General features: G+C 54.0%; 13 protein-coding genes. 8 read left to right on the forward strand and 5 right to left on the reverse strand.

What is annotated here, in order from left to right:
• The first annotated feature begins 156 nt into the window (after positions 1–156).
• Complete coding sequence (locus tag JQC75_RS12515) at positions 157–879, forward strand: YebC/PmpR family DNA-binding transcriptional regulator (RefSeq protein ID WP_203324411.1); 723 nt, start codon at positions 157–159, stop codon at positions 877–879.
• Between the two features lie 264 nt (positions 880–1,143).
• On the opposite strand, the gene JQC75_RS12520 is transcribed toward JQC75_RS12515, so the two are convergent.
• Both JQC75_RS12520 and JQC75_RS12525 read right to left on the reverse strand, forming a co-directional pair.
• Positions 1,144–2,697: a POT-type proton-dependent oligopeptide transporter gene (locus JQC75_RS12520; protein ID WP_203324412.1), complete on the reverse strand. Its 1,554-nt coding sequence runs from the start codon at positions 2,695–2,697 to the stop codon at positions 1,144–1,146.
• A gap of 254 nt (positions 2,698–2,951) precedes the next feature.
• Positions 2,952–4,532 (reverse strand): S8 family serine peptidase, encoded by a 1,581-nt coding sequence (locus tag JQC75_RS12525; protein WP_203324413.1) that lies wholly within the window; start codon positions 4,530–4,532, stop codon positions 2,952–2,954.
• 370 nt (positions 4,533–4,902) lie between these two features.
• On the opposite strand from JQC75_RS12525, the gene JQC75_RS12530 reads away from it, so the two are divergent.
• Positions 4,903–5,340 (forward strand): OsmC family protein, encoded by a 438-nt coding sequence (locus JQC75_RS12530; RefSeq protein ID WP_203324414.1) that lies wholly within the window; start codon positions 4,903–4,905, stop codon positions 5,338–5,340.
• 169 nt (positions 5,341–5,509) lie between these two features.
• Here JQC75_RS12530 and JQC75_RS12535 read toward each other — a convergent pair whose 3' ends face one another.
• Complete coding sequence (locus JQC75_RS12535; protein ID WP_203324415.1) at positions 5,510–8,764, reverse strand: S41 family peptidase; 3,255 nt, start codon at positions 8,762–8,764, stop codon at positions 5,510–5,512.
• Positions 8,765–8,979: 215 nt separating this feature from the next.
• Positions 8,980–10,791, reverse strand: a complete 1,812-nt coding sequence (locus tag JQC75_RS12540) for a M61 family metallopeptidase (RefSeq protein WP_203324416.1) — start codon at positions 10,789–10,791, stop codon at positions 8,980–8,982.
• 138 nt (positions 10,792–10,929) lie between these two features.
• Here JQC75_RS12540 and JQC75_RS12545 point away from each other — a divergent pair, with 138 nt between their 5' ends.
• The 5 genes from JQC75_RS12545 (at position 10,930) to JQC75_RS12565 (ending at position 17,488) form a co-directional block, all read left to right on the forward strand.
• Entirely contained in the window at positions 10,930–13,080 is a 2,151-nt protein-coding gene (locus JQC75_RS12545; protein WP_203324417.1) for a tetratricopeptide repeat protein, read from the forward strand.
• A 142-nt stretch (positions 13,081–13,222) separates the two neighbouring features.
• A complete protein-coding gene (locus JQC75_RS12550) occupies positions 13,223–14,779 on the forward strand; it encodes a GGDEF domain-containing protein (RefSeq protein ID WP_203324418.1) in 1,557 nt (518 codons plus the stop codon).
• Between the two features lie 46 nt (positions 14,780–14,825).
• Positions 14,826–16,181, forward strand: coding sequence for a nucleotide 5'-monophosphate nucleosidase PpnN (ppnN, locus tag JQC75_RS12555; protein WP_203324419.1), 1,356 nt, complete (start codon positions 14,826–14,828; stop codon positions 16,179–16,181).
• The gene (xni, locus tag JQC75_RS12560; protein WP_203324420.1) at positions 16,178–16,939 is read left to right on the forward strand and encodes a flap endonuclease Xni; all 762 of its coding nucleotides are present in this window, start codon (positions 16,178–16,180) and stop codon (positions 16,937–16,939) included. The genes ppnN and xni overlap by 4 nt, the downstream gene beginning before the upstream one ends.
• 159 nt (positions 16,940–17,098) lie before the next feature.
• The gene (locus JQC75_RS12565; RefSeq protein WP_203324421.1) at positions 17,099–17,488 is read left to right on the forward strand and encodes a DUF3192 domain-containing protein; all 390 of its coding nucleotides are present in this window, start codon (positions 17,099–17,101) and stop codon (positions 17,486–17,488) included.
• A gap of 75 nt (positions 17,489–17,563) precedes the next feature.
• On the opposite strand, the gene JQC75_RS12570 is transcribed toward JQC75_RS12565, so the two are convergent.
• Positions 17,564–20,311 carry an alpha/beta hydrolase family protein gene (locus JQC75_RS12570; protein ID WP_380796539.1) on the reverse strand — a complete coding sequence of 916 codons (2,748 nt, stop codon included), beginning with the start codon at positions 20,309–20,311 and terminating at the stop codon, positions 17,564–17,566.
• A gap of 331 nt (positions 20,312–20,642) precedes the next feature.
• Between JQC75_RS12570 and JQC75_RS12575 the strand changes: the two genes are divergently transcribed.
• Entirely contained in the window at positions 20,643–21,653 is a 1,011-nt protein-coding gene (locus JQC75_RS12575) for an isocitrate dehydrogenase (RefSeq protein WP_011760534.1), read from the forward strand.
• Positions 21,654–22,083 lie beyond the last annotated feature (430 nt).

The following is a 22,083-nucleotide window of genomic DNA, read 5'->3' on the forward strand; positions in this document are numbered from 1 at the left end:
GCGCAATACTTGTACAGCAGACTGATACATCAAATTCCGCATTCGTGATGCAACAAACGTTTAGCGTCACCCGCCTCGTAAGCTTAGCGGGTGCACAACTGTCAACAAAGCTGATAGAATCCGAAAAATTTTTTTGTGCGTTAACGAGAAAACAAGATGGGCAGAGCATATCAAAACCGCAAAGAATCCATGGCGAAAACCGCCACTCAGAAGACCAGGATTTATTCACGCTACGGGAAAGAAATCTACGTGTGCGCCAAGAATGGCGGCGTTGACCCCGATGGCAACCTGTCACTGCGTCGTCTGATCGATCGCGCCAAGAAAGACCAGGTACCGGCACACGTGATTGAGCGTGCCATCGACAAAGCCAAGGGTGGCGGCGGTGAAGACTATGATACTGCCCGCTATGAAGGTTTTGGTCCGGGTAACTGCATGGTGATTGTTGACTGCTTGACCGACAACGGAAAGCGCACCTTTACCGAAGTGCGTCAGGCCTTTGTGAAAAACGATGCCAAGCTCGGCGGTCCGGGTACTGTGGCCCATATGTTCGACCACCAGGCCGTGTTTGTATTTGCCGGTGATAACGACGAAGAAATTCTCGAAATCCTGATGGCCGCCGATGTTGACGTAAGCGACGTGGAAAGCGAAGACGGCATGATCAGCGTCTATGCCCCACACACCGAATTCTTCAAGGCCAAAAACGCCCTCACCGATGCCATGCCCGACATCAACTTTGAAGTCGAAGAAATCAGCTTCGTACCTCAAACACAAACCGATGTCAGCGGTGAAGATGTGGCGACATTCGACAAGTTTATCGCTGCCCTGGAAGATTGTGACGACGTGCAGAACGTTTACCACAACGCCAATATCATCGAGTAAGATCTCAAACATGAAAAACGCAGCCATCTGGCTGCGTTTTTTATTGCCTGTGCCCTACAGAATCGTCAGGTCTTTGATGACTGTGATGGCCCCGCTGGTGTTTAGCTCGTGAGCCTCTTCGCTGAACCCGGCTTTAAAACAAAAAGCCCCTTCGCCACTGGCAGCCGAGTCTTCTTTAAAGGCCGTCAGAGTCTCCGGCTACAGGCGCTTCCAATGGCCGGGCACTTTGCCCCTGGCGCTTAAGCTTAAGCGCTTTATCCAAAGTCAGGCGGTGGAAGGTGCCGCTGCCTCACGGTAATTGTCCTGCATTCGGTAATTTCTGGCGTAAAGGGCAAATACAGCCGCGGCCACCAAAGCAAAACCGGCAAAAAAGAACATCTGAAACGCCGTCACCGACAAGCCTGTACCGGCAATCCAGTCGGTCATACCCGGCCCCTTGACGCTGGCATTGGCCAAAAGCACCCAGAGGTTGCCCACGGTCACCGACAGGGTCCAGAAACTCATGATGGTGCCCTTCATGGTCTTGGGGGCCTGGCTGTAGGCAAACTCAAGCCCGGTAGCCGACACCAGCACCTCACCAAAAGTGAGCAGCGCATAGGGCAATACCTGCCAGACAATGGAAACGGCGCTGCCGCCATCCATCATCAATTGAATGCTACCTATTACCACCCAGGACAAACCGGAAAAGGCGATGCCTGATGCCATCTTGCCCAACGCCGTTAACCTGAAACCCCAGCGCTCGAGCGTGGGGTACAGCACAAAGTTGTTAAAGGGAATGAGGATCATCACCAGCAGTGGATTCAATGCCTGCATCATGGCCGGTTCAAACCACTCGGGTTTGGTCATCTCATTGGCCTGCAAAATCCAGGTTGAGGCTTTTTGATCGAACAGCGACCAGAAGGGAGTGACCAGTGCAAAGAGCACCAGTATCCGCATCACTGCCCTGACCCCTTCCACGGCATCATCCCCATGGCGCGCCCTGGCTCTGTCAAGCTGCATGGTAGCGCCACTGCCCACAAATCCCATCAGCAGCACCAGCGCCAGGCACAGTGAGGTCACCAGCCCGAGCGACGGCATAAACCCAAGGGCAATCACAGCAAGCACTGTCCCCATCAGCGCCAGTGCCAAACCAAAGCGATTTGCCCCCGGGCTCAACAGTGCGGTTTTGATAACCGGCAAAAAACCATTGGGATTTTTGGGCTCAGGTGGCATATGCACGTAGCGGTGGCGTCCGGCCCAGAAGAAGACAGTGGCAATAAACATCAGCACCCCGGGGATACCAAAGGCGACCGAAGCACCGAAATGTTTCAGCAGCAAGGGCATACTCAAAGAGGCGAAGAAGGAGCCAAAATTGATGGTGAAGTAAAACATGTCGAAGGCTTTCTGGGCCAACGACTTGTTACTCTGATCGAATTGATCGCCCATAAAAGAGGATACCAGGGGTTTTATCCCGCCCGAGCCCAGGGCAATCAAAAACAAGCCGGTATAAAAACCGGTTTTACTGTCCTCAAAAATAGCCAGAAAAGCGTGCCCAACGCAGTACAGCAGCGACAGCCACAAAATGGTGTTGTATTTTCCAAAGAGCCTGTCGCCAATCCAGCCACCCAGCAGCGGAAAAAAGTACACGCCAATCACAAAGGAGTGGAACACATCCTTGGCTTCGCCGGCCCGGAGATGTTCCGGCACCGACAGCAGCAGTGCCGTCATCAAAAACGGGGTCAGAATATTGCGCATGCCATAAAAGCTGAACCGCTCGCAGGCTTCAGACGCAATAATGTAGGGGATTTGTTTTGGCCATTGCCCTGTTGTAGTTGTCATCTCTTCCCTTAAAATTGGTCACCAATCGACCAATCCTACAGGGTTTGAAGACGGAATGCACTGGGCTGCCGGTGAGTGTGTGATGCTTAATAAAACCCGATTATTCAACCACAAACCAAGTCTTGTTTGGGTGCAGCGCCGCCAAGGTAAACGCGGAGAAAAAGCGCGTGGCCAAAGGCCACGCGCAATGTGGAGAAGGTGTTGCAATGCAGCTGTTGCAGCGTACCGGGCAGACTGATGCAGCAATCTGGCTATCAGTTACATTGCTTGTTTTTACCTTTGCAGCTGCCACCACTTCCCGAACCTCCGCCACCGGAACCCTGGCCACCGCTGCAGGGGTGAGCAATCAGGTAGTTATGGGCAGCCGATGCGCGCACCAGACCATATCCGTAAGCATCATCACGTCCTGTTGGCCCCAGGTCTTCAGCTGTGACCCTCAATGCCGTGCGAATTTCGGTGTTGCTGCAATTGCTGTGCAGTCCCCAAACCAGCGCAGCCACACCGGCAACGTGTGGCGTTGCCATGGAAGTGCCACTGAACCTGGCGTAGTTCCCCTGCGCCACATTGAGGGTGGCAACCTGACCTATGGTCTGCTGCAAGGCGGCACCTGTGGTATCCGACACCCCGACAGAAGGAATTGTGGTGTTAACGCCTCCAAGGGTGCCGTACAGTTCACCCGGGACATTGTTATAGATGATGGCACCCACCCCACCGCCTGCGGCGCAGTTCTGTACCTTTTCGGCAAAACTGATGCTGCCACGGCTTATGAGGCAAAGCTGCCCTGATGCGTTACAGATACTGTCGCCAAACCCACAGTTAGCGAGCATGGCTGTTTCGCTGCCATAGGGGCTTCCGTCCATCGCGACGGCATCAAAATCATTGCCTCCTGCCATCACGCTGGCCACTTCGGCCTGTCCCATGGGCAGGGTAGAAAGTACGCCCACTCCCGGCGCAGACAATTCCACCTGACTGGTACGCTGGGAAAAATCCGCGACCTGCTTGTTTTCATCGAGGGCCGCAACCGAAACCACGGCATTGTAGGAAGCCGGATAGGAATGCCGCGTGTTGCCGTCGTTTCCGGCGGCAGCCACGCTGAGTACTCCCAGGGTCTCGGCGTCTGCGAATGCCCTGTCTTCGGTGCGGCTTTTAAGGGGACCGCCCAAACTCATATTGACCACATTGGCACCGGCATCGATACATTTATCGAGTGCGGCCACCAAGCTTGACGAATACGCCCAGCCATCGGCATCAAATACTTTTATGATATGAAGATGCAGGGCACTGCCCGGATGCACACCTATCACACCGAGATTATTATTCAGCGCTGCTATGGTGCCTGCCACATGGGTGCCGTGGTGATTTTCATCGCTGTCCCAATCGCCTGTTCCGGCATCATAGCTGCCGGTGAGCCGATTGTTTGGGAGATCTTCATGCCCCATATCGATGCCCGAGTCTATGATGCACACAGTGCGGTTGGCGGCACTGTCTGCATAGGGGCGCAACACATCAGCCTGCACCATGGCGATGCCATAAGGCTCGGTTTGAGACAGGGGGTATCGCAGCGCATCGACTTCGAGATACTCAATATGGGGATTGTGCTGCAACCCCTTCACGGCGCTGGCTGGCAGTAAAAATGCCGCCGCATTGTGACGACCGAGATCCTGCACCAGAATGCCCCCGGCGGCCTTTACACCGGCTTTGGCTTCGGATGCCATCCCGGGTTTAAACTGCACAACAAAGCGAGACTCTTCATCCGACGCCGCATCGGCCCCCAGACTCAGTCCAGACAATAGGCAAACAAGAAGTGAAGACAAAGACAAGTTGGCTGAATCCATACCTGCTCCCGTGAATGTGATAATGCCCTGCCGTCCCCGCTCCCTGACCCCCTGTCGACTTCCACTTTTTCACACAGGCTATAGCTTCACTTATAGGCATAAGCCACGCTGGCACCAACTTTTGACTGACGAATAGATAAAAATCGTCTGAACAGCCACAATTTGCCGCCAAAACCAATCACGAATGGAATAATAATCAAAGCGCTTGGGCGGGCTTGCCCTATTTGCAAAGGTCTGAACACCACAAGGCTTTGCCCCAAACCTCTGGCTCGCGTATCTTTGTGGATACCGATTTGGGCACCTGACCTCAGATAGGGCCGGTATCGACAGAACCGCCGCCAAAGCGGCCTCATCGAATAAGGAGATAACCTTGAGTTTTCGTTTGCAAACCCGCTGGCACACCAGCGATACCCCTGACGGCGAGTTCAGCCGCGATCATCAAATCATCTTTGGCAGCGGCCAGGCTATTGAGGCTTCTTCGGCACCGGAATACAAGGGGAATCCTGCCATGGTGAACCCGGAGGAAATCCTGCTTGCGGCGCTGTCTTCCTGCCATATGCTCACCTTTCTGGCAATTGCGCACCTTAAACGACTGCCGGTAAAAAGCTACGAAGACAGTGCCGTGGCAGAACTTGGGAAACGCGACAATGGCAAGCTGGCCGTGACCTACATGCAGCTCAATCCCAATGTAGAATTTATGGATGGGGTGGAGGTAAGCCGCGAAACCCTGGAAAAGATGCACGAAAAGGCCCATGCCAACTGCTTTATCGCCAACAGCCTCGATTGCGAAGTGGATATCCGCTTTTAAGCATCCATAAATTTAAGCATGCATAAAAAAGGGCCGTACCGACTGGGAACCACCTTGCCGGTACAGCCCTGAATCCGAGGGCGATGACTGTCGCCCTGTGTTTTATCCTCTAGCTGGTTATCCCTTAGCTGGTTATCCCTTAGCTGGTTATCCCTTAGCTGGTTGTCCCTTACTTGATATCGTCGGCCTCGCCCCTGGGGGGCATGGGCTTGGCTTTGAACTCTGGCACCGGCTCGGCGGTAATCTTCGCCTTGAGCAGGCTGATGCCCTTGGCGAGCTGTGCATCTTCCCCCTTGAAGGTAGCTACAGGCAGGTTATCGACTTCGATATCCGGGCTCACACCCCGGCCTTCCAGCACCCAGCGGCCATCCACGGCGTACTGCGGATACTCGGCAACCCTGGCCATTCCCTTGTCGGTCAGGGCATTACGGCCAGAGAGCCACACACCGGCACCGGCAGTTTGCTTGCCCACCAAGGGGGCCAGTCCCAGCGCCTTAATACCGGCAGAGAAGGTTTCACCGTCGGAGTAAGTCAGCTGATCGGTCAGCACCAACAAATGGCCGCGGAAGGCCTGCTGCATGTTGCTGTTCGCATCCCCATGGGTTGGCTGCCAGAACGCCCAGGCTTTACGCAGTAATTTTTCAATCACCCAGCTGTCGATATTGCCGCCACGGTTACGGCGCACGTCGATAATCAGACCTTCTTTATCGAAGTTGGCGTAGAACTCGCGGGCAAAGCTGGCGATGTCGCCGGCGCCCATGGCATAGAGGTGCAGATAACCAATTTTGCCGCTGCTGGCATTGGCCACCAGGGCTGCATTGTGATTCACCCAATCCTGATACCTCAGACCTGCCTCATCCTGCGAAGACACAGGCAGCACCACCGTCTGATGGGTCTTGTTGCCGCGTTTCAGTGTCAGCAGCACCTGTTTGCCCCCCTGATTGCGCAGCAAACTCGCCACATCGGCCACAGTGTCTACCTTGCGGCCATTGATAGCGGTGATAAAGTCACCTGCGCGGGCATCCACACCCGGGCGCGCCAAAGGCGCCGCCATGGCAGGCAACTCAGGGTCGGTCTTCATGATGTGTTCAATCACCACGCCATTGTCGCGCAGGGCAAAGCGGGCGCCAAGACCGGCGGGATTCGGACGGTTTGGATCCTTGGGCATATCGCCGCCACGCACCTGGGAGTGCAGCGCATCCAATTCGCCCATCATCTGCATAAAGATGTCATTGAGTTCGTGACGGTCCGTTACCCGGTCGACCAGCGGCAGATAACGGTCTCGCATGGCTTTCCAGTCCACGCCGCGCATGTTTTTGTCGAAGAAAGAATCCCTGTGCATCAGCCAGGCATCATCAAACATCTGCTGCCATTCGGCTTTGGGATTGAGCTCAAGCTGCCAATCCTGGGTACGCACCTTGGCGTTGGCAAGGTCGCCGGGCAACTTGTCACCGACATCGACTATCAAGAGCTCATTGGGGTTGCTCTTTTTTGACAGCAGCAGCTTTTTGCCATCCACCGACAGAGCATAACTGCCGATATCGTCACCGAAGGTATCCAGCTTGGGTGCCAAGCCATCAAATTTGGCCACCTTCAGTGCTGATTGATTACCGGCAATATCACCATCGAGCAGATAAAGGCGGTCTGTGCCCAGGGTCAGGTTACTGAAGTTGCCTGTGCCCACCGGCACTTGCCACAGGCGCCCTGCCAATCCTTGCCAGTCCACCTTGAGGCTGACCGGCTTGTCCCCCTCTGCGGGCTTGGTGCCGGTGCTCAGTTCAGTAGGACGCTCAAAGGCAAAGCGGGCATCCTGTTTCAGTGCCAGCGCAAACACACCGGTGCGCTTGTCAAACACAGGCCCCATGTTGCGATCGCCCCATGGCGAGCCGGGGGTGGCATTGAATTCACGGTTGGACAGGAAATACAGCCATTCGCCATCTCGGCTGAAGGCAGGCGAGAAGGACTCGTATTTGTCGCTGGTGAGGCTTGCCTGGCGCTTCTCCTCCAGGCTGTAGAGCACTATCTGGCTGCGGTTTTGGCCTATGATGTTCATCCCCAGTGCAAGGAAGCGACTGTCGGGTGACCAAATAATATCGCCGTAAGGCCCCAGGCCCTGATGGCCGGTCACGATGCGGCTGTTTGTGCCTTTTTTAATGTCATACAGGTACAGGTTGCCGTCGTAGTCGTCGTGGGCCAGATAACGGCCGTCAGGCGACAACACCAGACTCATGCGCATGGCACCCGCATCCTGGGTCAGCTGGACGCCGCCATCACTGCCATCGGCAGGGAAACGCCACAGCTCCTGCTCACCACTGGCATCACTGATAGCAAATACCGACTGACCATCGTGGCTGAGCACGGCGTTGCGGATACGACTGTCGGCTGGTACCCCCACCTGCACCAGACGACGCCCGTCGGTGGCGGCAATGGCCACATTACTGCGGGCGGTGATCACCGCCTTGTCGCCGGAGGGTGCCAGTCGCACATCCGACACATAATCCATGGGGTTATTGACCCAGCGTGCACGGCGGGCGGTGAAGTCTGATGTGAGCGTAAGAGGCAAGACCTCGTCTTTGCCGCTGGCAATATCCAGTACACGGATATCGGCGCCCATCTGGAATACCAGCTTGCCGTCATTGATACGGGCAGCACGGATTTGGAAATCCTTGTACTGGCTGTGCTGGCGAAGATCATCGCCATTGGGCGTCACAGAATAGAGGTTATCGTTGCCATCGGCGTCGCTGATAAAGTAAAGACGCCCCTGCCATGGCATGGGCTGGCGCAACGAGCCAGGGTGGCCTTCCAGCAAACGCTCGGCTTCTTTATTACTGCCAAGCTCATAGCGCCACAACTCGCCACGGGCGCCGCCGCGATACACCTTGGCATTATCCCCGGTGGCCTGCAGGCCGAAACGGACAAAATACAGATACTGCCCCTTATCATCCATGGCGCCTTCAATGGCATCGGCCAGCGGCAGATCTTCGGTCTTGAGGCTCTTGGGGTCGACCAGGCGCAGCACCCAATAGTTGGCCGGGCCAAAGGCGTTGTCGGTGGCATAAAGCACCCTGCCATCCTGACTCCAGCCCTGCAACCTCACCCGACTGTTTTCAAAACTGACCCGCTTGGCTTCACCGCCGCCGATGGGCATCAAATACACCTCGTCAGTGCCATCGTAGTTGGCCACAAAGGCAACCTGGGTACCGTCGGGAGAGATTCGGGCCTGGGATTCCTCGGCACTTTGGCTTGTCAGACGGCTGGCCTGTGTCTGGCCGAGACGATTTAGCCAAAGGTCTCCTTCGGCGGTAAACACCAGAGTGTCTTTATGCAGTTCGGGGAAGCGAAAATAACCGTCGCTGCCGTGGGCTGGCAGACCAAAGGTTCCCAGGGCCAGCAGGCAGCCGGCAACAGAGAGGCGAAGTTTCATTGGGTGGTTATCCTGTCGTTTTTATTGATAATGTTGAAAGGAGTCTGTACCGGACATAAAAGCAATCCCAGACACTATCAAAGCGAAGTGGCCCCGTCAGCAGAATTAGGCCACAGAAGTTTTAGCAAATGTGTCCTGTGCTGTGCTGGCCTTACCGTGCAATAACCGCCAATGGCCACGGGGATAAAAAAGGCCGGCTTACGCCGGCCTTCATATCAACTCTTTTTAAACTCACCTTTCTTGTCGAACGGCCAGTCAATGCCAAGCCAGGCCTTAAAGAAGGCCTTTTGTTTGTCGGACACCTTGTTCAGCGGCTTGAGCGCAGCTTTACCCTCGGGCCTTTCACCAAGCACCAAAGCAGTTTGTTTGAGGCTATCGTCGGCAAAGTAGGTCACATTGATGCTGTCGCCCGCCTTGAAGTCGGCCAGACGTTTGTCAAAGCCGTCAGCGGTGACCTTGAGGCCATTGATGGCAACCAGCTCGTTACCGGCAACCAATCCCGCTTCCCATGCCTTGCCGCCCCGATCGAGGGTTTGCAGCTTGAGGCTGCCGGATGCCAGGGTAAAGCCCGGATAGACTTTGGTTTTATTGTCGCTGTCGTCTTTGCCATACACCAGTTTCAACCCGGCGCGGGACAGCAGCTCATCAAAATCCAGCGCCATGGGTGAGTCGATATGACTCTGCCACCAGGGGCCATAGTCCTTGCCGGTCAGCTGGGTCAGTATGCCTTTGACATCCTCAACGCGGTAGCTCTTTGGCACCGCGAAGTCGCGGTACAAGGCCCGGTGCACATCACGATATGAGTGCTTGAGCTTGGTGTCAGAGAGGATAGCCATGTCCAGCGCCAGCGACGCCATGTACCCCTCTGAGTAGATGTTCACACTGTGATTGTGGGCATAATCGCCCCCCTGAGCCACCCACTCCCCGAGACTGGCCTCAGCCACCGACTGGATTTCACGGCCGGGAGTTTGCTGATGGCGTTCGATACGCCCGGCGATATCTTCGAGCAGCTCTTTAGCGGTTATCACACCGGCACGGGCCAGCAGCTGATGCTGGAAATAGCTGGTGGAGCCTTCGGCTATCCACAGCAAGGACGTCAACCCTTCTTGCTGGTAGTCATAGGGCACCAGGCCGGCTGGACGATAGGCTTTGACGTTCCAGGTATGGATAAACTCGTGGGATGCGGTGGAGATAAATCTCAGGTAGTCCTTGCGTTCGCGGAACATGAAACGCGGCAACTGAATGACGGTGGAGTTGAGATGTTCTGTGGCACCCCGGGCACCGCTGGTGGCGTGAACCATATACACATAGCGCTCGAAGGGAAAACCGTCCCAGATAGCACTGGCCTGGTTACCGAGTTTGGTCAAATCGGTGACCATTTTATCTAGGTCATAATTCCCTTCCCCCCACACAACCAATTCATAGTCACGTTCGGCGGACGAAAAACTGCGATGGTGGCTGACACCGGTTTCGATGGGTGAATCCACCAACACATCATAGTTGGGTGCCACAAAACGGTGGGCTCCGTCGCCCTTGTTCATACCCGAATAACTCTGCCAGCCATCGGGCACCTTAAGACTGACACTGAGTTCCTCGTCCCGAAAGTGCGGGCTGTACATAAACACGCTGCTGGCATCCAGATAAGCATGGGTGGCATCAATATGGCGGGTTCTGAGCCCAAGCTCATCTGCATAAAGCTGATAGGATACAGTCACTTCGGACGCCGCCGGCAGGCTCAACACCCACTCGCCGCTGGCGCTGCGACGCCAGGGCAACGCATTGCCACTGGCATCCGTGGCCTGGAAGGCCCGCACGCCGTCGGCAAGCGGTAATACCTGATATTTACCGGTGCGCCACACGGGCAAATTCACCGGAAAGTCACCGGCCTCCACCTTGGGAAAACGTACTTCAACTTTGGCCAGATGATGGGTCGGAGAAGAAAGATCGATATGGTAGTCCACACCGGCGAACGCGGAAGCCGAAAGAAACAGTGACAAGGGTAAAAAGGCAGTTAACTTTTGTTCCACTCTGTTGTCCTTATAGGTATGATGGAATCCAATAAAAGGGCTTGAGTATAACAAGACATTCATCTCCCCTCATCCTGATGTCACAAATGCTGACAATTTCCTGATTTTGCAGGGGCAGACTTGAGTGACGGATAATTTATGCGATTTATTTTATTGGTTTTTTCGCTGTTAATTCTGTTTTTATCCCATTTTGCATTCGCCAGAGACCTCAAGTCGGAAGAAGTCGAGCTTAGAGAATCTCCCCAGCAGGTTTTTGACCGGGTAAATGCGTCGCTGCCTCTGCCTCCCTCACCGCTGGAAACCCGTTCAGCGTTCAGTGCTTACGCCAGAGAACAGGGCTTGTCGGTAGAGGAACTCGCCGAACTCCTTGCCCTGATTGCCCGTGCCAATTTGCAGCCCAACGTTGAAAATGCCAACAAGGCCCAGGACCTTGAGCTGATTGTCAGCTCGCTGGAAAAATCGGCGGCCACCCCTTACGAAAAAGCCATGGCCCTGATGCTCAGAGGCCGGATGCTGGGCAGGCTTGAACTCAAGTTCGAAGAAGCGGCTGGCTATTTCATTCAGGCGCTCACTCAGGATCAGGAAAGCCAGAGTCTGGCCTCGCAGGTGCTGAGGCTCAACCTGCATGAACAACTGGGTGGTATGTATCTGATGATCAATCAGGACGTGACCGCTCTGGTGCATCTGCAAAAATTCCGTGACCAGGCCTATCAGCTGCGGGATGACTATCTGATAGCCAACGCCGAAGCCGAGCTTGGCAAGTATTACAACAAAAAGCAGGAACTGACCAAGGCGCTGCAGCATTACAGCGAAGCCTTGCGGTTGTCAGATCAGGAACACCATCCTTTCCAGCGTGCCTTTTTGCAAATGCAGCTGGCCAAGGTATATCGTGATTTGGGACAACGCAGTGAAGCCTTGAGCCATGCACACGATGCTGCCGAAACCTTTGGACAGTTAGGCAGTGAAAACTACCTGTCTGCCACCCTGACGGCTATCGCCGTGACCCATGCAGGTAATAACGAGTGGAACAAGGCTATCGACTATTACCTGAATGCCGTTCAGGTAGACAGACGCAGTGGCAATTATTCCGCCCTTGCCCGTAACTTCCACAACCTGGGTGAAGCCTACGGTGAACTGGGTGAACTCGAACTGTCGCTGAATTATCTGCAACAGGCCAATCAGATGTTTGCCGAGCGGAAAATGAAGCACTTTTTGGTATATAACGAAGTGTTGATTGCCAAAACCTTCTGTAAGTTATCCCAGTGGCAGCCGTGCCGTGAGCATGCGGACATTGCCTACGACCTCGCCCGGCAGCAGTCCCTCAGTGATGTACTTATCAGCGCGCTCAGCCAAAAGGTGATTGCAGCAAAAGCCCTGGCCGATTTGGCAGGCGCGCTGGAGTTTCAGGAGCAAATCATCGGCCTGCAACAAGAGGAAACCGCCCCTCAGGTTGCAGCCAATCCAAGTACCTCGGCGCTGACAGAGCAAAAACTGAAGCTGGACTTACACCAAAAGAATGAACAACTGCAAGAGAGCCATGCCCAGCTCAGGGAGCGCACTATCCTGCTGGCGGGCACCTTGATGCTGGTACTCACTCTGGCAACCGTGGTGTGGCACTATCGCCGCTCGCGCCTGGATCTCAGGGCCAAAATCAAATCGTTAAAGCATAAACTGCCCCTGGACGGAGCCACCGCACACCCCGGTTTACCAGCCCTTCGCAGTGCGATTAAAAGCCCAAACACCAAGGCGGTGGCATTGCTGCGCATAGCCAGCTTATGTGAGTCTGATATTCAACTTGGCCATAAACGCATGGTGGAAGCGGCCCTGGAAACGGCTAACGCCATTGAAAAGCTGCCCGGCATCAAAGCCTATGTGATACGCCCGGGTCTTTTCGGATTGAGTTTTGATGAACCCATCAAGGCTGCAGATGCGCTGCTCTTTAACCTCAGAAACCAACTTACCCATGTTGACGGTTGGCTGCAGCTCAGCTTTATCAACCTGCCCTTACTGCCTAATCCGGAACTTTTTATTGCGGATAACAATCATATAGAAGTGCTTGAGATGGCAATGGCCGGCGCCTTGTCTCTGGATGCGGATAAAGATCTTTATGTCACCCTGTGGGCGCTGGACTTTACGCCTTCGGCCGTGTTCAGTCACCCCTTGTATCTGCATCTGGAAAAAAGTATCGGCCGCGGCCTTATTCGGGTGGAAACCAATGGCGACAAAGATAAAATAGCCTGGCCTCAATGGCAGACACCCGTACCAGGTAATGATCCATTAATTAATTGATGATTTCAGTCAAATATTCTGCACCGGAATGCGGCTTACGTTTGCACTCTGGGTCGATTGCGATACCATTAATCCAGTGGACAAAATGCCGGTTCAGCATACGAAAACACAGTCAGTTTAGTCAGTCAGGAAAGCATTCTGCATGAAGGACTCCAACGAAGCGATTTCGCAAATCACGTTACTCAAACAGAAACTCCATTCTGCAAAGGTGGCGTTGGATGAGCTCAATGAAGATCGCAACACCAAGTTGCAAACCCTGCTGCAGTTCATTTCCAATCTGAGCCTGGCCTGTAAGGGGCAAAACCTCGAGTTGGATAACCGGCTCGCCAAGTTACGCCACCAACTGACCACCTACGAAAAGCTCGACGATGCCCTGCCGGACATGGTGGAAGTGGAGCGCCTTCTCAAAGGCCAATATCACCATGTAATGGCACAGCTCGAAGACAGCCGCGCCGGCCTTGGCCGCGTGGTGCGCCAAATTCAGCGGGTCGAGTCCGCCCCCGACAAACTTAAAAAAGAAGTCACCTACTTCAAACAGGATCTCTCCAAGCCACTGCACACTGTGTGGGAATATATCCCCAAGGTGGAAAAGTTGATGGCGTTTTACGAAGAGATACTGTCGGCACAGTTTAAGTCCGGTGAACCTCTTACTGTGCTGCCAAAACACCGTCAGCTGGCCCATGAGTTGGCTCAAATTATCTCGGAAATCGAGTTTCGCAAAGACCAGCGGGATCAGGTGCTGGTGATTAAAGAAATGCTGGCAGGAGAGATAGATGTTGAAGGGCTGATGGATGCCTATCAAACCATACTGTCGCTGCTGGTTGATAATATCGCCCGTGAAAAGAGTGCCTCTCAGGAGTTTCTGTACGCCCTGAATGATGCCCTGTCTGCGGTGCGTGAAGTCGTTTCAGACTCATACAACCATGCCCAGCGCAGTCATCAGCTCAAGCACCAACTCAACCGCGAAATCAACTCACGGGTCGACAACGTGGGGGAAGCCATAGTGGATATCGACGATATCACTACCCTCAAGTTTCAAATTACCGAGCAGCTCTCCAGCCTGCGCTCGGCACTGTCCCGCAAAGAAGCCCTGGAGCAAAGGGAACAAGCCTTGCTGCGCAAGTCCATGGAGACCATGCGCAAAGAACTCAATGAACTTGCCGAAGAAGCCAGCAACTATAAAGAACGTTTGTTTGAACAGCAAAAGTTGAACCTGCTGGATACCCTCACCCAACTGCCCAATCGCGCAGCACTGGAGGAGCGCATGGAGCAGGAATTCAGAAACTTCCAGCGCCATAAGCATCCCCTGTGGGTGGCGGTGGCCGACATAGACCACTTCAAGTCCATCAATGACAACTTTGGCCACAGCACCGGCGATAAGACCCTGCAGGTGATTGCCATGGCGCTGAAAAACTCGCTGCGGGATACCGAGTTTGTGGCTCGTTATGGCGGTGAAGAATTTGTGCTGCTCATTCCTGAAGTGTCTGATACTGACATAGTGCAACTTCTGAACCGGGTGCGTGAGAAAGTAAAAAATATTCCATTTAAATTTAAAAATCAGAGAATTACAGTTACAGTATCCATAGGGGCCGCACGGGTCATGGATAATGAGCTCATTCACGAAACCTTCGAGCGAGCTGACGCGGCCCTCTACAAAGCCAAACATGAGAGCAGAGACAGGGTAATTATCGACTGCTAGCCCCTGTGGGGAGTAAGCAACTCCTGTCGACGCTTAAGGAGTTGCTATGATAGTGAAAGTCAGTCCCCGTGGTAGCATGGATCAGCTTTCCCAGCTGGAAGTCGATCGTCTCAAGCAAAGTGCCAAAAGTACCCTCTATCAACTCTATCGCAACTGTTCACTGGCCGTGTTGGCCTCTGGCCTGAAAAGCGACAGTTCGTCAGAGCTGTTCGATAAATATAAAGACTTTGAAATCAACATCCTGCAGCGTGAGCGCGGGGTAAAGCTTGAGCTAATCAATCCCCCCGAACAAGCCTTCGTCGATGGCCAGATCATCGCCGGTATTCAGGAGCATTTGTTTTCAGTGCTCAGAGACATTCTCTACATTGCCGACAAGTACGATAACCTCAAGCACATCAACCTTACCAACGCCAACCATATCACCAATGTGGTGTTTGATATCCTCAGAAACGCCCGTGCCCTGCCCACCAAAAACGATCCCAATGTGGTGGTGTGCTGGGGCGGCCACAGTATCAATGCCATCGAGTACCAGTATACCCGCGAGGTTGGGTATCAGTTGGGGCTCAGAAAGCTGGATATCTGCACCGGCTGTGGCCCCGGCGCCATGGAAGGCCCCATGAAGGGCGCCGCCATCGGTCACGCCAAACAACGCATCTGTAATGCCCGCTATATTGGTCTGACCGAGCCCAGTATTATAGCTGCCGAGCCCCCCAATCAAATCGTCAACGAGCTGGTGATATTGCCGGATATTGAAAAACGGCTGGAGGCCTTTGTGCGCTTGGGGCATGGCATAGTGATTTTCCCCGGCGGCGCAGGTACGGCCGAGGAACTCTTGTACCTGCTGGGTATCTTACTGAACAAGGCCAACGAGCATATCCCCTTCCCGCTGGTGTTGACCGGTCCAAAAGAAAGCGCCGATTACTTCATTAAAATTGATGAATTTATTGCGGCGACTCTGGGAGAGGAAGCCCGAAGCAAGTACCACATCATCATAGATAATCCCGATGAAGTGGCGCGGGTGATGCGCGAAGGCATGGAACAGGTGAAGGTGTTTCGCAAAACCAATGGCGATGCTTACCCCTATCAGTGGTCACTGCGTATCGAGCCGGAATTTCAACTGCCCTTTGTCCCCACTCACGAAGTGATGGCAAACCTGCACCTGTTTTTTCAACACAATAAAGCCGAACTTGCGGCCAACCTGCGCCGGGCATTTTCGGGTATTGTTGCCGGGAACGTGAAAGGCGAGACCATTCGCCTCATCAAACGACACGGTCCCTTTGAGCTCAGGGGCGATCCCCGGCTGATGGAATTAATGGACGAATTGCTGCAGGCCTTTGTCAATCAACAGCGCATGAAGTTGCCGGGCAGCGCCTACGAACCCTGTTACAAGATAGTCAGATGAATCGCCTGCTCATCATAGATGGTTTAAACCTTATCCGCCGTATCCATGCCGCCCTGCCAGACGAGGGCGACATGGATACCCTGTATGAAAGGGTCGCCCAGGCCTGTCGTAAATTACTGCGGGGCCATCAGCCCACCCACTGCGCCATCGTCTGGGATGGCGATGCAGTCTCATGGCGTAAACACCTGTACCAGGACTATAAAAAAGGCCGCAAACCCATGCCTGAAGCCCTCGCCAAAGGCTTGCCGGCATTGAAAATCAAACTCGAAGAGTTGGATGTGCACTCGGTCAATGCCGATTCAGAGGCAGACGATGTCATAGCCACCCTCGCCTGCAAACTGGCCGCCAGTGGCGGCGAGGCCATTATCGTGTCAACTGACAAGGGGCTCTTGCAACTGATGTCACCCCATATCCGGCAGTGGGATCATTTCGCCGGACAGTTTTTCGATATTGAGGCGTTTGAATCCAAGCTTGGCATCGAGCGGCACCAACTGCTCGATTACATCGCTCTGTGCGGTGACAGCGGCAATAAAATTCCCGGTATCCCGGGTATAGGCCCCAAGTCGGCCAGTGAGTTACTGCGCACGTACCGCAGCCTCGCCAACCTCTACCATTCCCTGGGCACCCTCGGCAGCCGACAAGCCAATAAGTTACGCGAAGGCCGCGATATGGCGCGCCTGAGCTACAAGTTGGCCAAACTGCAAACCGACCTGCCGCTGCATCTGAAGCTGAGCGCTCTCAGGGTTGTCCCAGCCTAACCCTGCCGGTTGCTTTAGCGGGCACCGCCCCCCGGAGTCATGCTGGCGTTACAGGCAATTTTGTAACAAATAACACATATTATTTACCGCCTTCGCGCCTTGCAGTATCTTTATTCGCATCTTCGGTGGAAGCCGAAAGCAGTTATGAGGAAAAGGGATATGAAAAGCAAGGCTCCCGTGGTGATTGGCTCTGTATTTGCCGCCTATCTGGCGTTTGTGGCTGTGGTGGCAATAGGGTACGAGCCGACACCAGAGAATATGGATTGGGAAGACAGGCAGGTTTACAACAATAAGGCTCTGGCCGAACTGGTGATAGGGCAGGACATCAGCTCGGTGCGCCAGCTGCTGGGCGCGCCGGATTTCAGTGAAGCCAAGTCAACCAAAGAGAGTGCACTGCAGGTGCTCTTTTATCGCACTCACCATGAGAAGTCCGATGGGGTGACCACCAAGGATGAGTGCACGCCACTGTTATTCAAGGATAATCAGCTGATCGCCTGGGGCTCGGATACTTACGAGCAATATCTGGGTGAAGTCCCATCGGGTATCTGAGTCAACTTTTTAACATCCATGAAAAAGCCGCCCTTGGGCGGCTTTTTGTTGCTAAGCGTTTTCCGACAACGCGGTTCAATCTTCTTTGGCGTATTCGCGATAGGGTTCGCCCTGCTCCAGCCACGCCGGTGCACTGGCACCTTTTAAGTAGTGGTCGAAGTATTCCTTCATGCGAATGCTGTAATCGAGCTTGTTTCCGTATTGTTTGAGGTGATGGGGCTCGCCCTCGTATTGCAGCAATACCACATCCTTACCGGCACGGCGCATGGCCAGATACAGCTCAACACCCTGCTCCCATGGCACCGCATCGTCTTTGTCACCAAACATGATCATCATGGGCGTCTTGATCCGGTCGGCATAAAATACCGGTGAATTTTCCACGTATTTCAGCGGCGCCTGCATCAGACTCTCGCCGATACGGCTCTGGCCGGTTTCATACTGGAATTGACGCGCCAGCCCCGTTCCATGGCGGATGCCACTGTAGGCGCTGGTCATGTTACCCACGGGAGCCCCTGTTACGGCGGCGGCAAAGATGTTGGTCTGGGTCACGGCAAAGGCCGTTTGATAACCGCCCCAGGAGTGGCCCTGAATACCCACCGCCTTGGGATCGGCAATCCCCATTTCAATCAGCTTTTGCACACCGGAAGTCAAGGCCTGCACCGAGCTGTTACCGGGATACCCCACCTCAAAACGAATGTCCGGCAGGAAGATGGCATACCCTTGGTTGGCGTACCAGGCAAAGTTGGGCCTGTGGTTGATGTTCATCCCCGGGAAAGCGTGCAGACGATCGCTCATAAAGCGATAGAAATACACCAGCACAGGGTAACGTTTACCGGCCTCATAGCCCGCTGGCTTGATAAGTACGCCATCAAGCGGTTTACCGTCTGTATTGGTCCATTGCACCAACTCGGCCTTGCCCCAACCAAACTTGCTGCGCTGCGCATCAAGCTCAGTCAAACGGCGTGCATCATCCACGTCCAATACATCGGCGCTGTAAAGGTCCGGGAAACGGTCGTAACGTTCACGGCTGAATACCAGGGTATCTGCGTGCCTGGCGCGGGCCAGTACGCTGAGTTTTTCCTCTTTGGCAAGCAGGGTTTTGAGGCCATCTTTACCCAGGGTCATGCGGTAGAAGCCATCAGCCTTGGTGCGCTCGTTGTAGCCTTTAAGGAGCAGACTCTGACTGGCACTGACAGTGGCAGGCGCCTGGTCTTTGTCTTGATACAGGCCTTCAACCCGGTAGCTGATACCCTTGTCTCTTCCCGAGGTTAACTTAAGCGCCTTGGCATCTGCCGCAGCAAATTGCCAGATATCATACTTGTCGTATACCAGGAGGCCTGACTCATCGACAAGCCAGGGACCAAAACCATAACCCGGCGCATCTGACGGGTAATCGTGGTCTTCATCGGCAAATGGCACTTCCAGTGTGGCATTCAATACCCTCAGCTGCTTTGAAGCCACATCCAGGAGCTGTACCTGCCCTTCCCGGAAATAGGCGGCGTAGCGGCCATATGGCGAAATGCTGGGTTCACTGTTTGACGGCTGGCGCAGCGCCACGGCCGTGCGCTCGCCACTCAGGGTGTCGATAAGGTAAAAATCGCTGTAAAACCCGGCCCAGGTGATCTCTTTCAAATAAGGTTCACTGGAACTGCCCAGCACAAAGCGGCCGTACTCTATGGGTTTGGCTTCCGGCACTTCAGGGGTGGCAAGCTGGACAATCTGATTGCGTCCCAGGTGCCATACGGCCAGCAGGGTTTGCTTTTTCAGCTTGTCATAGGTCTTTATCTCATGGGGCTTAATCCGCGGGTCATCACCGTGCCATAGTTTGAGGCCGCGGCTGTCGCGGATAGTCGCAGTGTCATACAGACTCGTCTCATCGCTGAACTTTTGCAGGCTCAGTACCTTGCTGACCTCAGGTACAGTACCGAAATACAGCCGCTCGCCGTCATCGGAAAATGAGAGCCTGGAATACTGATTAAGAACCCAGGCATCCGGATGCAGGGCAAAGCTTAAGTCACCATTGGCATTCACAAGTCCAAGACGGTACTGGCGCTCATCCACCTTGTCGGCGGCCAAGCCGGTGCTGAAAGCGATTTGGCTGCCATCGTGGTTGATGGCAACAGCGCCCAGTTGCTCAGTCTCAGAGGCGTACTTTTGCTGCAAGCTCAGGTCGCCCAAAGCGACCGACAGCAGCTGGTGCTTAGCCTGCGCCGCATCATTTACCAATATCGCAGCTGTTTTACCTTTTTTGTCAAAGGCATAGGCAGTAACATCTTGCAATTCGAGCTGTTTGCCGCCATCGAGGGCTATCAGCGTCAGTGGCGAGCCCTTGTCGGCCTTATCCACCTTGGGCTTTTTGGCGCTCTCTTCCCCGGATTGAGGCTTGGCTTCGGTCACGGAAGAGGCATCCGCCGCCTTATCGTCGGCCTTGTCCTTTTTGTCTTCCTCGGCATCAAACCATACCGCAAGCACAGTGCCTGCATCGTTGAAGGCGAATTCTTTCACCCGGGTAAAGCGCTGCTCTTTCCCGGTGGCGACTTCCACCAATACCATGCCGTCTTTCAATTTTTTGCGGGTTTTGGCATCGCTGGTTTCTTTCTCAAGCAGCGAAGGTTCCAGCACCATGGCCACAAATCGGCCATCGGCACTGACGACAGGCTTTGATGCACCGGCAATGCTCAACTGGCGCTTTCCACCGGTTGAACGTATTAAAGTGCGGCTATCCCCTCTGTCGGGCGCAGCTTCCACCGCCACCAGCGAGCCATTGTCGGCAATCACAGGTTTTTTGAGGGATTCGAATTTCATGATGTCCTGAACATGCATGTTGCCCGAAGGCGCTGCGAGGGCAGGCAAGCTCAGACTGGCGGCACTTGCCAGAGCGCAAAATAGAGCGGAAGGCTTCAAAGGTCGTCCTCTTTATAAGTTGTTATTCGACTAAAGTAGACTTTTTAAGGCTTAGGCTTTGAATCATCTTTCTTAGCCTTGATTTATGCATGTTAGCCTACAGAAAAAACCGAGTGTTTGCTCACCTTTTCCTGTGAAAAGTGTATAAAAGTGTTTAAACTAATCGAGACATAAATCACATAATTCCAGTCCTGTTTCCGCTCGCGGAAGCCGACAATTGCAGTAACCACCAACCGTGGAAGGAATATCCATGTCTAAAAGAACGATTACCGTAATCCCAGGTGATGGGATCGGCCCAAGCATCATCGACTCCGCTCTGAAAATCCTCGACAAGGCGGGTTGTGACTTCGAATATGAATTTGCCGATGCTGGCCTGACGGCTCTGGAAAAGCATGGTGAACTGCTGCCTCAGCGTACGCTGGATCTTATCGAAAAGAACCGTATTACCCTGAAGGGCCCACTGACCACTCCCGTTGGTGAAGGCTTTACCTCCATCAACGTTACCCTGCGTAAAAAGTTCAGCCTGTACGCCAACGTACGTCCAGTGAACTCTTTCAAGGGAACCCAGGCCAGATACGAAAATATCGACATCATCACTGTCCGTGAAAACACCGAAGGCATGTACTCCGGTTACGGCCAGAAAGTATCAGATGACGGCAGCACTGCCGAAGCCACCAGCATTATCACCCGTCAGGGTGCTGAGCAGATCACCACTTTTGCCTACGAGCTGGCCCGCAAGGAAGGCCGTAAGAAAGTGACCATAGTGCACAAGGCCAACATCATGAAATCCACCTCAGGCCTGTTCCTGAAAGTGGCCCGTGAAGTGAGCCAGCGCTATCCCGACATCACCACCGAAGAAATGATTGTTGACGCCACCTGCATGAAGCTGGTGATGAACCCCGAAAACTTCGACGTGATAGTCACCACCAACCTCTTTGGTGACATTCTGTCAGACCTGTGTGCGGGTCTGGTGGGTGGTCTGGGCATGGCGCCCGGTGCCAACATAGGTGCCAGTGCGGCCATTTTTGAAGCCGTACACGGCAGCGCTCCGGATATCGCCGGCAAAAACCTGGCTAACCCCACGTCCGTTATCCTGGCCTCTGTACAGATGCTGGAGTATCTCGGCATGGCTGATAAAGCCGCGGCTATCCGCAATGCCGTTGCCGCCGTGATTGAAGAAGGCGACCGTACGACCCGCGATCTGGGCGGCACCCACGGTACCACTGACTTCACCCAGGCCGTGCTCGACAGACTGGCCTGAGTGCCCTGCGCCATCAGGCGCAGCACTCACTAACATCTGAAAAGGATGAGCCTGGCTCATCCTTTTTTATTCTCCCCTCAGTGACACGCCAGCCTTATTCATAACTCGACCGCAACGCCATGCATCGATAAGGCGATTTAAAGAATCGCCACAGAAAAGATGCCTTCGATTGGTCCCTTGCCTCTTGCATGTTTGATAGTAAAACAGTTGCGATGCCACTCTCCTGCGCTGCTGAAACCTCCTGTATGCATCACTTGATTCCCGGGATACACATCACCCGGGTTAAATAACCAAGGCCAACCACCTTTATAAACAATCACTTAACCTTGAACGCCAATCAACACCTGCGGGCTACAAACTAAAAACCTCTGTATCTATTTGTATCAATTCAATATTTAGCCCTTATCCGCAATTGCCCGTGATTCGATTT

This window comes from Shewanella litorisediminis, from assembly GCF_016834455.1.
Lineage (GTDB): Bacteria > Pseudomonadota > Gammaproteobacteria > Enterobacterales > Shewanellaceae > Shewanella > Shewanella litorisediminis.

What these genes read in the sequence shown, in the direction of transcription:
- JQC75_RS12515 (WP_203324411.1), top strand. Translation starts at nt 157, where the DNA reads ATGGGCAGAGCATATCAAAACCGCAAAGAATCCATGGCGAAAACCGCC.
- JQC75_RS12520 (WP_203324412.1), bottom strand. Translation starts at nt 2,697, where the DNA reads ATGACAACTACAACAGGGCAATGGCCAAAACAAATCCCCTACATTATT.
- JQC75_RS12525 (WP_203324413.1), bottom strand. Translation starts at nt 4,532, where the DNA reads ATGGATTCAGCCAACTTGTCTTTGTCTTCACTTCTTGTTTGCCTATTG.
- JQC75_RS12535 (WP_203324415.1), bottom strand. Translation starts at nt 8,764, where the DNA reads ATGAAACTTCGCCTCTCTGTTGCCGGCTGCCTGCTGGCCCTGGGAACC.
- JQC75_RS12545 (WP_203324417.1), top strand. Translation starts at nt 10,930, where the DNA reads ATGCGATTTATTTTATTGGTTTTTTCGCTGTTAATTCTGTTTTTATCC.
- JQC75_RS12550 (WP_203324418.1), top strand. Translation starts at nt 13,223, where the DNA reads ATGAAGGACTCCAACGAAGCGATTTCGCAAATCACGTTACTCAAACAG.
- ppnN (WP_203324419.1), top strand. Translation starts at nt 14,826, where the DNA reads ATGATAGTGAAAGTCAGTCCCCGTGGTAGCATGGATCAGCTTTCCCAG.
- xni (WP_203324420.1), top strand. Translation starts at nt 16,178, where the DNA reads ATGAATCGCCTGCTCATCATAGATGGTTTAAACCTTATCCGCCGTATC.
- JQC75_RS12565 (WP_203324421.1), top strand. Translation starts at nt 17,099, where the DNA reads ATGAAAAGCAAGGCTCCCGTGGTGATTGGCTCTGTATTTGCCGCCTAT.
- JQC75_RS12570 (WP_380796539.1), bottom strand. Translation starts at nt 20,311, where the DNA reads ATGCATGTTCAGGACATCATGAAATTCGAATCCCTCAAAAAACCTGTG.
- JQC75_RS12575 (WP_011760534.1), top strand. Translation starts at nt 20,643, where the DNA reads ATGTCTAAAAGAACGATTACCGTAATCCCAGGTGATGGGATCGGCCCA.